At 71.4% G+C, this 13,889-nt stretch carries 17 protein-coding genes; 7 read left to right on the forward strand and 10 right to left on the reverse strand.

Translation table 11 applies throughout. The annotated features are described in order from the left end of the window. The first annotated feature begins 39 nt into the window (after positions 1-39). Complete coding sequence (locus E6G06_09315) at positions 40-1,074, forward strand: PHP domain-containing protein (GenBank protein TML91643.1); 1,035 nt, start codon at positions 40-42, stop codon at positions 1,072-1,074. A gap of 28 nt (positions 1,075-1,102) precedes the next feature. Here the strand turns inward: E6G06_09315 and E6G06_09320 are convergent, their stop codons facing one another. After that, the gene (locus tag E6G06_09320) at positions 1,103-1,351 is read right to left on the reverse strand and encodes a WhiB family transcriptional regulator (protein TML91714.1); all 249 of its coding nucleotides are present in this window, start codon (positions 1,349-1,351) and stop codon (positions 1,103-1,105) included. A 229-nt stretch (positions 1,352-1,580) separates the two neighbouring features. On the opposite strand from E6G06_09320, the gene E6G06_09325 reads away from it, so the two are divergent. Both E6G06_09325 and E6G06_09330 read left to right on the forward strand, forming a co-directional pair. After that, on the forward strand, positions 1,581-2,654 hold the full coding sequence (locus E6G06_09325) for an ATP-dependent DNA ligase (GenBank protein TML91644.1): 1,074 nt from the start codon (positions 1,581-1,583) through the stop codon (positions 2,652-2,654). Further along, positions 2,578-3,258: a molybdenum cofactor guanylyltransferase gene (locus tag E6G06_09330; GenBank protein TML91645.1), complete on the forward strand. Its 681-nt coding sequence runs from the start codon at positions 2,578-2,580 to the stop codon at positions 3,256-3,258. The genes E6G06_09325 and E6G06_09330 overlap by 77 nt, the downstream gene beginning before the upstream one ends. Here the strand turns inward: E6G06_09330 and E6G06_09335 are convergent. After that, positions 3,230-3,661, reverse strand: a complete 432-nt coding sequence (locus tag E6G06_09335) for a hypothetical protein (protein TML91646.1) — start codon at positions 3,659-3,661, stop codon at positions 3,230-3,232. The genes E6G06_09330 and E6G06_09335 overlap by 29 nt on opposite strands. A 162-nt stretch (positions 3,662-3,823) precedes the next feature. On the opposite strand from E6G06_09335, the gene E6G06_09340 reads away from it, so the two are divergent. Further along, positions 3,824-4,153: a winged helix-turn-helix transcriptional regulator gene (locus tag E6G06_09340; GenBank protein TML91647.1), complete on the forward strand. Its 330-nt coding sequence runs from the start codon at positions 3,824-3,826 to the stop codon at positions 4,151-4,153. Further along, positions 4,150-4,599 carry an SRPBCC domain-containing protein gene (locus tag E6G06_09345; protein ID TML91648.1) on the forward strand — a complete coding sequence of 150 codons (450 nt, stop codon included), beginning with the start codon at positions 4,150-4,152 and terminating at the stop codon, positions 4,597-4,599. Before E6G06_09340 ends, E6G06_09345 begins: the two co-directional genes overlap by 4 nt. Positions 4,600-4,602: 3 nt before the next feature. Here the strand turns inward: E6G06_09345 and E6G06_09350 are convergent, their stop codons facing one another. Next, complete coding sequence (locus E6G06_09350; GenBank protein ID TML91649.1) at positions 4,603-5,322, reverse strand: ribonuclease Z; 720 nt, start codon at positions 5,320-5,322, stop codon at positions 4,603-4,605. Positions 5,323-5,359: 37 nt separating this feature from the next. Further along, positions 5,360-6,286 (reverse strand): SDR family oxidoreductase, encoded by a 927-nt coding sequence (locus E6G06_09355; GenBank protein TML91650.1) that lies wholly within the window; start codon positions 6,284-6,286, stop codon positions 5,360-5,362. On the opposite strand from E6G06_09355, the gene E6G06_09360 reads away from it, so the two are divergent. Both E6G06_09360 and fdhD read left to right on the forward strand, forming a co-directional pair. Next, positions 6,228-7,031 carry a glucose 1-dehydrogenase gene (locus E6G06_09360; protein ID TML91651.1) on the forward strand — a complete coding sequence of 268 codons (804 nt, stop codon included), beginning with the start codon at positions 6,228-6,230 and terminating at the stop codon, positions 7,029-7,031. The two genes, E6G06_09355 and E6G06_09360, sit on opposite strands and share 59 nt — an antisense overlap. 4 nt (positions 7,032-7,035) lie before the next feature. Beyond that, the gene (fdhD, locus tag E6G06_09365; GenBank protein ID TML91652.1) at positions 7,036-7,869 is read left to right on the forward strand and encodes a formate dehydrogenase accessory sulfurtransferase FdhD; all 834 of its coding nucleotides are present in this window, start codon (positions 7,036-7,038) and stop codon (positions 7,867-7,869) included. A gap of 338 nt (positions 7,870-8,207) precedes the next feature. Here the strand turns inward: fdhD and E6G06_09370 are convergent, their stop codons facing one another. The 6 genes from E6G06_09370 to E6G06_09395 form a co-directional block, all read right to left on the reverse strand. Then, a complete protein-coding gene (locus E6G06_09370) occupies positions 8,208-9,113 on the reverse strand; it encodes a polysulfide reductase (GenBank protein TML91653.1) in 906 nt (301 codons plus the stop codon). Next, the gene (locus tag E6G06_09375; protein ID TML91654.1) at positions 9,110-9,925 is read right to left on the reverse strand and encodes a 4Fe-4S dicluster domain-containing protein; all 816 of its coding nucleotides are present in this window, start codon (positions 9,923-9,925) and stop codon (positions 9,110-9,112) included. The genes E6G06_09370 and E6G06_09375 overlap by 4 nt, the downstream gene beginning before the upstream one ends. Next, the gene (locus E6G06_09380) at positions 9,892-12,435 is read right to left on the reverse strand and encodes a formate dehydrogenase (GenBank protein TML91655.1); all 2,544 of its coding nucleotides are present in this window, start codon (positions 12,433-12,435) and stop codon (positions 9,892-9,894) included. Before E6G06_09380 ends, E6G06_09375 begins: the two co-directional genes overlap by 34 nt. A gap of 21 nt (positions 12,436-12,456) precedes the next feature. After that, complete coding sequence (locus E6G06_09385; protein ID TML91656.1) at positions 12,457-13,032, reverse strand: dehydrogenase; 576 nt, start codon at positions 13,030-13,032, stop codon at positions 12,457-12,459. Between the two features lie 65 nt (positions 13,033-13,097). Beyond that, on the reverse strand, positions 13,098-13,541 hold the full coding sequence (locus E6G06_09390) for a hypothetical protein (protein TML91657.1): 444 nt from the start codon (positions 13,539-13,541) through the stop codon (positions 13,098-13,100). 43 nt (positions 13,542-13,584) lie between these two features. Then, positions 13,585-13,821, reverse strand: a complete 237-nt coding sequence (locus tag E6G06_09395; GenBank protein ID TML91658.1) for a hypothetical protein — start codon at positions 13,819-13,821, stop codon at positions 13,585-13,587. Positions 13,822-13,889 lie beyond the last annotated feature (68 nt).

Below are 13,889 nucleotides of genomic sequence, written 5' to 3' on the forward strand. Positions count from 1 at the left end.
TCATCATGTCGCGCGGGCGTCCCGGTACGCTCGCCCCCCGTGGACCCGGTCGCGGCGCTCGAGCGCATCGCCTTCCTGCTCGAGGAGTCGCGCGCGCCCACGTACCGTGTGCGGGCGTTCCGCGGCGCGCTCGCCGCGGTCCAGCAGCTCGACCCGGCCGAGCTCCGGGCGCGTGCCGAGACCGGGCGCCTGCGCGAGCTCAAGGGCGTCGGCGAGACGACCGAGCGCGTCATCTCCGAGGCGCTCGCGGGCGGCACGCCCGCGTACCTCGACCGGCTCGAGTCCGATGCCATCGAGGCCACCGCGCCGCGAACGGGCCCGGGCGCTGCGATCCGCGCGCTCCTCAAGGGCGACTGCCACACGCACTCCGACTGGTCCGACGGTGGGAGCCCGATCGTCGACATGGCCCGCACCGCCCGCGACCTCGGCCACGAGTACCTCGTGCTCACCGATCACTCGCCGCGTCTCACCGTGGCCAGCGGCCTCTCGCGCGAGCGACTGCTGCAGCAGCTCGACGTCGTCGCCGAGCTGAACGAGGAGCTGGATCCCTTCCGCATCCTCACGGGCATCGAGGTCGACATCAACGAGGACGGCACGCTCGATCAGGACGCCGACGTGCTCGCGGGCCTCGACGTCGTGGTGGCCAGCGTCCACTCGAAGCTGCGCATGGAGAGCCGGCCCATGACCGAGCGCATGGTGTCGGCCGTCGCGGACCCCAACGTCGACATCCTGGGCCACTGCACCGGCCGGCTCCTCGCCGGCCGGGGCCGGCCCGAGTCCACCTTCGACGCGGAGCTGGTGTTCGCGGCGTGTGCGAAGTTCGACACCGCGGTCGAGATCAACTGCCGACCCGAGCGCCTCGACCCGCCCAAGCGGCTCCTGCGCATCGCGGTCGAGTCGGGCTGCCGCGTGTCGATCGACACCGACGCGCACGCGCCCGGCCAGCTCAACTGGCAGCGCTACGGCTGTGCGCGGGCGGAGGAGTGTGAGGTGCCGGCGTCGTCGATCGTGAACTCGTGGGGGGCCGACGACCTGCTGGCCTGGACCGGCTCGCACACCGCGGCCGACGGCTGAAGGCCCGGGGCGGCCGCGCCGGCGCGGATCAGGAGACGAAGACCTTGCCGCGGTGGGCCTGACGCAGGCGGCGGCGCTCCTCCTCGGAGGTGCCGCCCCACACACCGAACTCCTGGTTGGTGAGCACCGCGAACTCGAGGCAGGCTTCCCGCACCCCGCACCCGGCGCACACGGCCTTGGCCGACTCGATCTCGGTCAACGCGTGCCCCACCGTTCCCACCGGAAAGAACAGGTCGGGCGACGAGGCGCGACAAGCCGCGTCCTTCCGCCACCGCACGTCGATCGCCTGCATCGTCTCCACCCTGACAGCCAAATCTCTCCCCCTGGGGGCTCTGACAATGCCGGCGCGGCGGGCTACCCCGCCTCCGTCCGCTCGAAACCTGGAAATGGTAAACGCAACGGGTGGGTTTGGACAGGGTGACATCGCCGAATCCCGGGTGCTACGCCTGTTGGGTGCGCGAACAATCCCGCCGGAGCGCCGGCCCGGGTCCGTCGGAGGGCGAAGGATGAACCTCCCGGTCATGCCCCCCGTCCAGCCCATGCTGGCGAAGGCGACATCGGGACTTCCCAAGGGCGACGGGCTCGTCTTCGAGCCCAAATGGGACGGCTTCCGGTGCATCGTCTTCCGCGACGGCGACGAGGTGGAGTTGGGCAGTCGCAACGAGCGACCCTTGACCCGGTACTTCCCCGAGCTCCTGGACCCGATTCGCGCCCAACTGCCCGCGCGGTGCGTGGTCGACGGCGAGATCGTCATCGTCACGCCGCAAGGCCTCGACTTCGAGGCGCTCCTGCAACGGATCCACCCCGCCGAGTCCCGGGTGCGGATGCTGGCGGAGCAGACGCCCGCTTCGTTCGTGGCGTTCGATCTGCTCGCCCTCGGCGACGACGATCTCCGCGACCAACCCTTCGGCCCCCGCCGAGCGCAGCTCGAAGCCGTGCTCGCCGACGCCGAGCCCCCCATCCACCTGACTCCGCTCACCGAGGACCGCGACGTCGCAACCGACTGGTTCGCCCGCTTCGAGGGCGCCGGTCTCGACGGGGTGGTCGCCAAGCGCGTCGACCAGCCTTACCGCGAAAACGAGCGCGTCATGTTGAAGATCAAGCACGAGCGCACCGCGGACTGCGTCGTCGCAGGGTTCCGCTGGCACAAGAGCGGCGGCATCGTCGGCTCCCTCCTCCTCGGGCTCTACGACGAGCACGGCACGCTGCACCACGTCGGGGTGACCGCGGCGTTCACCATGGCGCGCCGCCGCGAGCTGGTCGACGAGCTGGCCCCCTACCGCGTCGACGCGCTCGAGGGACATCCGTGGGCGAGCTGGGCCGCGGCCGAGCAGGAGCAGGCCGAAGGAAAGCGCATGCCCGGCGCCACCAGCCGCTGGAACGCGGGCCGCGACCTCGCGTGGGAGCCGCTGCGGCCCGAGCTCGTCGTCGAGGTGGCCTTCGACCACCTCCAGGGCACGCGCTTCCGTCACGCCACCCACTTCCGCCGCTGGCGACCCGAGCGTGAGCCGCGCACGTGCACCTACTCGCAGTTCGAGGTCGTCGTGCCCGAGGAGCTGTCGACCGTCTTCAGCGCGTGAGCGCGCCACCGAGCCGGCGGTGCTGACCCTCGGCGGGATCGTCCTCGCGGGCGGTGCCGGGCGGCGGCTGGGACGGCCCAAGGCCTGCGTCGTGCTCGGCGGCCGCACCCTCGTGGAGCGGGCCGTCGAGACCCTCCGACGCCACTGCCGGTCGCTCGTCGTGATCAGCCGGCCCGGGATCGAGCTGCCCCCGCTCGACGCAACCGTCCTCTTCGACCGACCGGGGCCCGATGCCCCGCTCAACGCGCTCGCGACGGGCCTGGCCGCTCTCGACACGGGCGACGTGCTGGTGCTGGCGTGCGACCTCCCGTCGGCGGGGCCGGTCGTGGACCGCATCGCCCTCGCGCCGGCGGGCGCGGCCGCCGTGGCGCGCGACCGGGTGAGCCGGCGGTGGCAGCCCCTGTGCGCGCGCTACCCGCGCCTCGCCACGCTCGAGGTGTGCGAGCGGCTCCTCGCAGCCGGCGAGCTACGACTCCAGCCGGTCATCGCGGAGCTCGCGCCGTCGGCGGTCGACGCGAGCGCCGACGACCTGGCCAACGTCAACTCACCTGACGACCTGGCGCGTCTGACCGCGCTCACGCGGCAGGAGGCGGACGGGTGCTGAAGGCCAAGTGCCAGTCGGGTTCGCTCTCGCCGTCGATGCTCAGCTCCCACACGTAGCGCTGGCCCGGCGGCAACGGCAAGGGCCCGATGTTGATGGCCATCGCCCAGTCGAGCGGGATGCCCGGCGCGCTCTCGGCCCCGCGCACGACCTCGATCTCGCCCTCGAGGCGCAGCGGCTGCTGGCCGTCGTCGGGCGCGGGCAGGAACACCGGCGTGCCGTCGGCATCGACGAGCGCCAGCGTCCACCGGTGCGCCACCTCCGCCTGGTCCCAGGGGACATCGAGCTTGATCGCGATCGCGCTCGGCGCCGGCTCCGGCCCGGTGATCGACCAACCCCCACCGAGGACGTAGAGCTTTCCCGCCACTGCCTGGGCCGAGTCGGCCAGCATCATCGTCACGCGCATTCGGAGGAGCGATCGTACCGGCATCGACCTCGACGACGAGCGAGGCCCGCGACGCTCACCTCGCACATCGACGTGGCGGCGCGCCGCGACACACCGCTCTTGACGCACGCTTCCGACCGGACCATAGTGAACTATTCAGTTCACTATGATTCCGAGGCACACGTGACTCCCGGGCAAGCCATCGACGAGACGTTCGCGGCGCTGGGCGACCCAACACGGGCCGCGATCCTCCGCCGGCTCAGTCGCGGCCCGGCCTCGGTGACGGAGCTGGCCGAGTCCTTCGCGATGTCGTTGCGGGGGGTGCTCAAGCACGTGCAGGTCCTCGAGGACGCAGGAGTGGTGCACACGGTCAAGACCGGCCGCGTCCGCCGGTGCGAGATCGTCCGAGAGCCGATCGAAGATGCCGCCCGGTGGATCGAGCAGCTGCGGCGGCTGTGGGAGCGCCGGCTCGACCGGATCGACAGGTACGCACAGACCCAGGAGGAGCGATGACAGAAGGCACGACTCTGCAGATCGAGCGGCTCATCGACGCGTCGAGAGAGGCGGTGTTCGCGGTCTGGACCACCCGCGCCGCGATGGAGTCGTGGTACCAGGACGGCGACGGATGGGTCGTCCGTGTCACCGACCTCGACGTGCGCGCCGGCGGCCGTTACCGGGTCGAGTTCGGCCCGCCCGGTGAGAGGCCGTTCGTCGAGAGCGGCGTGTACCTCGAGGTCGACCCGCCGTCGCGCCTCGTCATGACCGAGACCATCGAAGGCGTCGACTCCCCCTGGACGGACACGCGCGTCACTGTCGAGCTTCGCGACGAGGGTGGCAAGACGCGGCTCGTGCTCTTGCACGAGGGCTTTCCCTCCGCCCACGAGTGTGATCTGGCGGCGGGCGGATGGCCCGGGTTCCTCGACCGGATCGAACGCATCGTCAGGGCCGGCGCGTCGTAGGGATCAGAGGTTCAGCGTCTCGAAGTCGTCGGGCAGCACCGCGTCCCCGATGCCCGACGCGTCGACGTCGGGACCCACGTGGGTGAGCACGAAGGGCACGGCAGGGAAGCGGGCGCGGAGCGCGCGGATCGCGTCGAGGTCCATGTGCGTGGGCTCGGGATGTCGACCGTTGCACTCGAGCACGGCAGTGTCGGACGCACCCACCAGCTCGTCGAGCCCCGCGCACGGCTGCGTGTCACCCGAGTAGGCGATCGTGCGGTGACCGCGTTCGAGGAGGTAGCCGAAGCAGCGGAGGTGCGGCACGTGGTCGACCTCGATGGCGCGAAACCGCAACGGCCCGGCCGCCTGCCAGGACCCGTCGACCTCGACGTAGCGGAGGTCGAGCTCCGCGTGCGCGGCATCGTGGACGTTGCGAACCGCACCGAGGCTCATCATGTCGGAGAGGAACGCGTCGACGTCAGGCGGTCCGACGATCGAGAGCGGCCGGTCGCGCCCCGACTTCAACAGCTCGAGCAGCAGGAACGGCCAGCCGAACGTGTGGTCGGCGTGGAAGTGCGAGATGACGACGACCTCGAGGTCCTTCGCCGCGAGACCGCAGCGGCGCAGGTGGGGCAGCACCGTCGGGGCCGGCTCGACGAGGATGTTGGTGTCGACGACGAAGCTGTTCCAGTAGCGGCCGGGAGCGAGGAAGTTGCCCGTGCCCAGAAAGGTGAGCGACGTCATCCGCGCCCGCCCGGACGAGAAGCGGCATCAGCCGGCCTCACCGGGGCTGGCTGCGCGGCTCACGGCCCATGTCCCTCGCGTGCTGCGGGAGGAGGTAGTCGAGCAGTCCGTCGACCCCCGAGGCACCGAGGGTCATGCCTCCGTCGACCACGAGGTTCTGGCCGGTGACGAAGCGGGCGAGCTCGGACCAGAGGAACACGACGACGTCGGCGACGTCGCCCGGCTCGCCGATGCGACTCATCGGCGTCAGCGCGGTCAGTCGTTCCTCCTGACCGGGGAGATCGTCGAGCAGGGGTGCGGTGAGGCGGGTTCGGATCATGCCCGGGCTGACCGAGTTCACCCGGATGGCGGGTGCGTACTCGAGGGCGGCGCCTGCGGTCAACGCGGCCACGCCCGCCTTGGCCGCCGAGTACGGCGCTTCACCCGCGGCCGGGCGGGTGCCGCTGATCGACGCCGTGCTCACGATGCTCCCGCCCCCGGCCTCGAGCATCAGCGGGACGCAAGCACGGAAGCCGTGGTACACGCCCGTGAGGTTGACCCGCACAATGCGGTCCCACTCGTCGGGCGGGAACTCGTGCAGCGGGGCCAGGAAGCTGGTGCCGGCATTGTTGAGCAGCAGCGTCAGGCCCCCCATGCGGTCGGCGGCCTCGCGCGCGGCCTCGGCCAACGCCCCCGCATCGGTGACGTCCACCGCGTACGCGTGGCCGTCGACCTCCTTGGCCACGGCTTCGGCCCGCTCGCCGTCGACGTCGACGACCGCCACGGTCGCGCCCTCCTCCGCCATGCGAAGGCACGTCGCGCGTCCGATGCCCGATCCGCCGCCCGTGACCAGTCCCTTCTGACCTGCGAGCAGTCCCATCGCACGCCGTTCCATGTGACAGAGGCTAGTAACTTCGGTCGCGATCATGACCGAGCGTCGTTCGGCTGGACTTACAGGTGGTCGACTCGCCGGTGAGGTCGCCATCGTCACCGGCTCCACCTCGGGCCTGGGACGAACCGTGGCGCGTCTGTTCGCGCGAGAGGGGGCTCGGGTCGTCGTCACCGGTCGCGATCACGAACGGGGCGAACGAATGGCCGCGGCGATCGCGGACGAAGGAGGCGACGCGACCTTCACAGCCGTGGATCTCGCCGACGAGGCTGCGTGCGACTCGCTCGTCGCCACCGCCGTCGAGCGGTTCGGCGGCCTCACCGTGCTCGTCAACAACGCGGTCACCAGTGGCGACGGTCGCGACGGTCCCGTCACCCTGGTCACCACCGAAGCCTGGGAGGCGACGTTGCGGGTGAACCTCACGGCCGTGGCGTGGCTGTGCCGCGCTGCCATCCCGGCGATGGTCGAGGCGGGCCACGGATCGATCGTGAACGTCTCGTCGCGCGCCGCGGAACGCGGCACGCCCGGCCTCGCCGCCTACGCGGCCAGCAAGGGCGGGATGAACGCGCTCACCCGCTCCATCGCCGTCGACTACGCCAAGGACAACGTGCGGTGCAACACGGTCAGCCCCGGTTACATCCTGCACGACCGTCGCGATGCCGGTCTCGACGGCGACCGTCGTCGACGCCTCGAGGGCATGCACCTCACGCGTCTCGGCACCGCCACCGACGTCGCCTACGCCGCGCTGTACCTCGCCAGCGTCGAGTCCGAGTTCGTCACCGGCATCAACCTGCCGGTCGACGGTGGGAGCACCGCGGCACGCGGGCTCGTGCTGGGCTGATCGCGTGGGCCGCAACACCGTCAAGCGACCGGTGCTCCGAGTCGACGCCGGCGTCGGCCGTGAGAGCTTCGACGCCCTCGTCGCCGAGGAGCCGCTCGAGCTGCGCGTCGGCGGCGTGCCCGTGTCCGTCACCATGCGGACTCCGGGCAACGACTTCGAGCTCGCGGCGGGGTTCGTGCTCACCGAGGGACTGGTGGCGCGACCGGCCGACGTGCGGGCGATGCGCTACTGCACGCCCGACCCGCAGCAGTACAACGTGCTCGACGTCGAGCTGGCGTCGGGTGTCGCGCCCGTCGACTCGAGCGCGGCGCGGAACTTCTTCACCTCGTCGTCGTGCGGGCTGTGCGGCAAGGCGAGCATCGACGCCGTCCGCACCCGCTCGCCGTACTCGGTGGCCGACGACCCGCTCCGCCTCTCCCCCACCATCCTCGCCGCGCTCCCAGCTCGCCTGCGCGAGGCCCAGCGCGTGTTCGACGCGACCGGTGGACTGCACGCGGCGGGACTCTTCGACGCGCAGGGCGCCCTCGTCTGCATGCGCGAAGACGTCGGACGTCACAACGCGTTCGACAAGGTGATCGGCTGGGCCGCGCTCGAAGGCCGCCTCCCGCTCACCTCTCACGTCATCCTGGCCTCGGGCCGCGCCGGCTTCGAGTTGGTGCAGAAGGCGCTGATGGCCGGCATCCCGGCGCTGGCTGCGGTCTCCGCGCCCTCGAGCCTGGCCGTCGAGCTGGCCGATGAAGCCGGCATGACGCTCGTGGGGTTCCTGCGCGGCGATCGCATGAACGTCTACGCCGGCGACCGGCGCGTCACGCGGCTCGAGCTTCGAACCGCGGACTGAGAAGAGCGCCGAGCCGGCTCGCCGGGCGTTGGGGGGAGGCGAGCCGGCTCGGGCGCAAGAGTGGAACGCTGGCCGGCGCGGCAACCGGCTTCATGTCCGCTCCTCAAGCGGAACGTCGTGGATGCCGCCCGGACGCGCCAGCCAATCGCACACCCGTTGCGCCGACGCTAAGACGAACGGCCTGTGGGCATCCAGAGGGATAACCCTGTGAATTGCCGAAATCTGTCCACAAGCAAATTCGTCCGTTCGCGCCCGTCTCCGGCGACCTCGCGGCACTTCAACCTCGAGGTCGTACACGGCGCGGTGTGAGACGCGCACGCTCGGTCGAGGCACGTGCGCTAGTGAACGCGAGCTTGCGCGCCGATCGTGTAGGCCGGGTCCCGCGCCGACTCCGAGCCGACGCGCACCACGGCGAAGCGCTCGCACAGCGCGCCGGCGAGGACCACCGCGCCGCCGCACACGGCGGCGCTGCGCCGCGTGCGTCCCGGCACGGTCGTCACCAGCGCGCCGGTCGCGATCAGCGCCCGGGCCCACGCGCTCAACCTTCCGGCCGGGCCCGTCCGGTACGGCTCCATCGTCACTCCGCGTCGACGCCTCATGACCTCGAGCGCGAGAAGCGACACGGTCGCGCCGCCGAACGTGAACCGGCGCGCCGGACGCGCGTCGACCACGGGCGTCAGCATCGCGGCCGCCGCTCCCGCGGACGCGGCGGCGCTCGCGGCGAAGACGAACGGCAGCTCGCGCCGCGCGTCGTGCCATGCGGGCACCGCGGTGTCCGAGACGAGGACCGCGGTGTAGGTCGCGATGAACGGCCCGAGCACGGCGGCGACCGTCTCGGCCGTCCGCCCGACGCGGGGCAGGACACCGAGCACCTCGCAGCCGGCCGCACCGACCGACGCGGGCCCGAAGGCGACCAGCAGCCAGGAGCCGACGCTCAACGGCGAGGTCGGCTTGAAGACGCGCAGCATGTTGTAGAAGCGCTCGGGCCGTCCGAGGTCGTCGATCAGCAGCACCGGGCTCGGGAGCAGACCCGCGGCCGCCGCGAGCAGAGCGGCGCGGGCGAGGCGGTGGTTGCCCGTCACGCGGGCGCCGAAGGCGAGCACGGAGGATGCGCCGGCCAGCCCGCCGGTGAAGAAGTAGAGGGGTACGTGGGCCTTCCAGACCGGCGCCCTCAGTATCGGGCGGTCGTAGTAGGACTGCGGGGTGGCGTCGGGCACCATCCGTCGCTCCCGCCCCGCCCTCATCTGCGGCCCCCGGCGTACGCGGCGACCACCCCGACGACGAGCGAGCCCGCGGCCGCCGCGGCGGCCCGCCACATCCCGGCCAGCCGCCGTGTGCTGTCGAACGGGTCGGGAGGCAGCCCGTACACCTGGGGCTCGTCGAGCAGCAGGAAGAACGCGCCGAATCCCCCGACGCCGTCACGCGCGTCCGCGCCGTAGAGGCGCGCTTCGGTCCGCCCGATGTCGTGCAGCTGGTCGACGCGACGCGCGGCTCGGCTGCGCAGCTCCTCGAGCGGGCCGAACTGGATCGAGTCGGTCGGACACGCCTGCGCGCACGCAGGCTCGAGGCCCCCCTTCAGCCGGTCGTAGCACAGCGTGCACTTCCAAGCCCGCCCGTCGCCGCGACGTTGATCGATCACGCCGAAGGGACAGGCCGGCACGCAGTAGCCGCAGCCGTTGCACACGTCCTGCTGCACGACCACCGTCCCGAACTCGGTGCGGAAGAGCGCGCCGGTCGGGCACACCTCCAGGCACGCGGCGTGGGTGCAGTGCTTGCACACGTCGGACGACATGAGCCACCTGACCCCGTCGGCGTCTCCGTCGTCGCGGGCCGGCGCCGATCGCTCGACGAACGCGACGTGGCGCCAGGTGCTCGCGCCGAGGCCCATCGTGTTGTCGTAGGAGTTGCCCGTGAACCCGAGCGGGTCCTCCGGCACCGCGTTCCATTCCTTGCACGCCACCTCGCACGCCTTGCAGCCGATGCAAAGCGTCGTGTCGGTGAAGAACCCGACGCGGCCGGCGGTCACCGGGGCCGGCGCCCGGGCCGGATGTCGCACGTCGCCGCCTTGGCTTCCTGGATGTGCACGTTGGGATCGAGCACCAGCGGCAGGAGGTCGTTGGCGGAATCGCCCTTGCTGATCCCCCGCCAGCCCCAGTGGTACGGCAGGCCCACCTGGTGCAGCGCCCGACCCTGAACGACGAGCGGTCGCATCCGCTCGGTCACGAGCACGCGCGCCTCGATGGCCGCGCGCGCGGTGACCACCGTGGCCCAGTCGCCGTGGACGAGCCCGCGCTCGTGCGCCAGCGCCGGGCTCACCTCGCAGAACGGCTCAGGCTGCAGCTCCGACAGGTAGCCGAGGAACCGTGACATCCCGCCGGCCGTGTGGTGCTCGGTCAGGCGGTACGTCGTGAGGACGTAGGGGTACGCAGCCGCGTCCTCGTTGTAACGGTTCTCGCGCCGGCGCGACGTCTGCCGCGCCGGGTTCGAGTCGCGGCCGTAGAGCCGGTTGGCGAACGGCGACTCGTGCGGCTCGTAGTGGGTCGGAAGCGGCCCGTCGACCAGGCCACTCGGCGCGTAGAGCCATCCCCGGCCGTCGGCCTGCATCACGAAGGGCTCGTCGCCCCGATGCGCGTCCTCGGCGCGTGCCCCCGCGGGAGGCACGTAGTCGGGCCGCTTGTGCACCGGGAAGTCGGGGACGTCGGCGCCCGTCCACTCGCCCGCCGCCGCGTCCCACCACACGTACCGCTTGCGCGTCGACCAGGGCCGGCCCTCCGGGTCGGCCGACGCCCGGTTGTAGAGAAGGCGGCGGTTCGCCGGCCACGCCCATCCCCACTCCGGCGCGACCCAACTCTGCTCGCGACCCGGCTTGCGGCGCGCCGTCTGGTTCACGCCGTCGGCGAACGCGCCGCAGTAGATCCAGCAGCCGCAAGCCGTCGAGCCGTCGGCGCGCAGCTCCGTGAACGCGGAGAGCTCGTGTCGGTCGGGCCCCCGGCCGTTGACCTCGCGCAAGACCGCGTCGGCGCGCGGCTCGTCGTGCTCGCCCTCGACCGGGTAGTCCCACGTGAGGTCGAGCAGGGGCCTGTCGCGCGGATCGGTCGACGTCGCGAGCCGCTCGCGGATGATGCGACCGAGGTGGAAGTAGAACCACAGATCGGACCGGCAGTCGTCGCGCGGCTCGACCGCTTTCGTGTGCCACTGCAGCAGACGTTGCGTGTTGGTGAAGCTGCCGTCCTTCTCGGTGTGGGCCGCGGCCGGCAGGAAGAACACCTCGGTTGCGATGTCGGACGTGTGCAGCTCACCGCGCTCGATCTCCGGCGAGTCGCACCAGAAGGCCGCCGTCTCCACCTCCACCAGGTCGCGGACCACCATCCAGTCGAGCTCGGCGAACGCCCGACGGTGGAGCCTTCCGTTCGCGGAGCCGACCGCGGGGTTCTCGCCGACCACGAAGAACCCCTTCACGCCACCGTCGAGCATCGCCTGAATCGACGCATAGGTCGAGTGGTCGCCGTCGATGCGGGGGAGGTAGTCGAAGCAGAAGTCGTTCTCGGCCGTGGCCGCGTCACCCCACCATGCCTTCAACAGGCTCACGACGTACGCGTCCATGTGGCCCCAGAACCCCGTCGCCGAGGAGTTCTGCTCGATGTACTCGGAGAGCGTCTGGTGCTCCTGCGCGTGCGGCATGGGGATGTAGCCGGGCAGGGTGTCGTAGAGCGTCGGGATGTCGGTCGAGCCCTGGATGCTCGCGTGGCCCCTCAGCGCGAGGATGCCGCCGCCCGGGCGTCCGATGTTGCCGAGCAGCAGCTGCACGATCGCGGCCGTGCGGATGTACTGCACACCGACGGAGTGCTGCGTCCAGCCCACCGCGTAGCAGAACGCCGACGTGCGTTCGCGCCCCGAGCTCCGGCACAGGGTCTCCGCCACCTCGAGGAAGACGTCCTTCGGCACGCCGCAGATGTCTTCGACGAGCTCGGGCGTGTAGCGAGCGAAGTGGCGCTTCAGCACCTGGAAGACGCACCGGGGATGGGTCAACGTGACGTCGCTCTCGGGCGGGTTGCCACTGAGCCCTCCGTGACTTCCGTGGCGATCGGGCGCGCCCGGCCGGGCCATCAGCTCGCGCTGGCCCGCCGCGGCTGCGGCCTCGAGGCCCTCGTACTGCCACGTCTCGACGTCGTACGTGCCCGCCGCCTCGTCCCAACCGGAGAACAGGCCGTCGAGGTCCTCGGTGTCGCGGAAGTCCTCGCGCAGGATCGTCGACGCGTTGGTGTAGGCCAGCACGTACTCGCGGAACTCCCGGCCGTTCTGCAGGATGTGGTTCACGAGACCGCCGAGAAAGGCGATGTCACTCCCGGCCCGGATCGGCACGTGCAGGTCGGCGACCGCGCTCGTCCGGGTGAAGCGGGGGTCGATGTGGATGACCTTCGCGCCCCGGGCCTGCGCCTCCATGACCCACTGGAAGCCGACCGGGTGGCACTCGGCCATGTTCGATCCCATGATCACGATGCAGTCGGAGTTCTGCAGGTCCTGCTGGAACGTCGTGGCGCCACCGCGACCGAACGAGGTCCCCAGACCGGGGACGGTGGCGGAGTGTCATATGCGCGCCTGGTTCTCGATCTGCACCGCCCCGAGCGCGGTGTAGAGCTTCTTCATCAGGTAGTTCTCTTCGTTGTCGAGCGTCGCGCCGCCGAGGCTGGCGATGCCCATCGTCCGGCGCAGCTGGCGGCCTCGACCGTCGTGCTCCTGCCACGTCGCCCGGCGGGTCTCGATCACGCGGTCCGCGATCATCTCCATCGCCCGGTCGAGCGACAGCTCCTCCCACTCGGTGCCGTGGGGGCGCCTGTACCTCACCCGGTACTCGCGCTCCGGACCGGTCACGAGCTGCTTGCTGGCCGAGCCCTTCGGGCACAGGCGCCCGCGCGAGATCGGGCTGTCGGGATCGCCCTCGATCTGCACGACCCGCTCGTCCTGCACGAAGACGCGCTGGCCGCACCCCACCGCGCAGTACGGGCACACCGAAGGCACCACGCGGTCGGCGCTCTCGGTGCGGGGCCGCGCGGCCGCCGATCGCCAGGAGCGCGCCGCGGCCCCCAACGCCAGGCGGTCGTCGCCGCGGAGCTGGCGGAGCACCGGCCACGACGACACCCACTCGAGCGACGGCCACTTCAACGGCCCACGATCGCGCAGAGCACCCAAGGTGCGCGCACCTTATCCACGGAGCTCCCGGAGGCGCGCTACAGCAGCGGCGACGTGGGCCCGGCGGTGGCGAAGACGCGCGCGAAGTCGGAGGTGGCGAGGGATCCGACGACCGACGTGATGTCGCACAGCTGGAGATCGACGATCCGACGGTCGACCAGGCACGGACGCGACAGGCCGGCAGCGCCCCAGTCGTCGAGCAGCACGTAGAGGTGTGACTGGCGCACGGAGTCCTTGGTCGAGCTCGTCACCTGGTGCACGCGCACGAGGCGACCGACGACCTCGTGGACGACCGCGGGCCGCGTCTTGTGCCGGCCGGGCTGGTCGGGGAAGGCGATCCAGGCCCAGACGACCGTTCCCCGGCAGAGCGCGGTGCGGGCGACGGCTTTGGCCTGTCGGAGCTCGCGCGCCGCCTTCGCCCGTTGGGCACCCGCCGCGCGGCGCGACCCGAGTCGACGCTCCAAACGATCGTCGGTCGCCATCGTCACTGCCTCCCAGCCGGAGCGCCGCCGGTCTAGCACTTCTTCACGCCACATTCACCCGGCGCGGCCGCTCCGCCCGGCGGATCTTCAGCACCCGGTCGGTGCGGAAGCTCGCCAGCTTCACGCTCCACGAGTCGAGCGCGGTGTGACGCGCCGTGCCGCCGGGCTCGAGCGGTGCCCCGCGGGCGAAGAACGTCGTCATCGGGCCCTCGTGCTGGTAGGAATCGGCGCCGTCCACCCACTCCACGGTGTCGTCGACCAGGGTCACCTCGAAGCTCATGGTCAAATCGTACGAAGCGTCGATTGTGGATGGATAGGGCCAAAACCCTGTGGATTTCGACGGTTGTC

The organism is Actinomycetota bacterium, from assembly GCA_005888325.1.
GTDB lineage: Bacteria > Actinomycetota > Acidimicrobiia > Acidimicrobiales > AC-14 > AC-14.

Coding starts and splice junctions, on each gene's coding strand:
- E6G06_09325 (TML91644.1), top strand. CDS start 1,581: ATGAACCTCCCGGTCATGCCCCCCGTCCAGCCCATGCTGGCGAAGGCG.
- E6G06_09335 (TML91646.1), bottom strand. CDS start 3,661: ATGCGCGTGACGATGATGCTGGCCGACTCGGCCCAGGCAGTGGCGGGA.
- E6G06_09345 (TML91648.1), top strand. CDS start 4,150: ATGACAGAAGGCACGACTCTGCAGATCGAGCGGCTCATCGACGCGTCG.
- E6G06_09350 (TML91649.1), bottom strand. CDS start 5,322: ATGACGTCGCTCACCTTTCTGGGCACGGGCAACTTCCTCGCTCCCGGC.
- E6G06_09360 (TML91651.1), top strand. CDS start 6,228: ATGACCGAGCGTCGTTCGGCTGGACTTACAGGTGGTCGACTCGCCGGT.
- E6G06_09355 (TML91650.1), bottom strand. CDS start 6,286: ATGGCGACCTCACCGGCGAGTCGACCACCTGTAAGTCCAGCCGAACGA.
- E6G06_09370 (TML91653.1), bottom strand. CDS start 9,113: ATGAGGGCGGGGCGGGAGCGACGGATGGTGCCCGACGCCACCCCGCAG.
- E6G06_09390 (TML91657.1), bottom strand. CDS start 13,541: ATGGCGACCGACGATCGTTTGGAGCGTCGACTCGGGTCGCGCCGCGCG.
- E6G06_09395 (TML91658.1), bottom strand. CDS start 13,821: ATGAGCTTCGAGGTGACCCTGGTCGACGACACCGTGGAGTGGGTGGAC.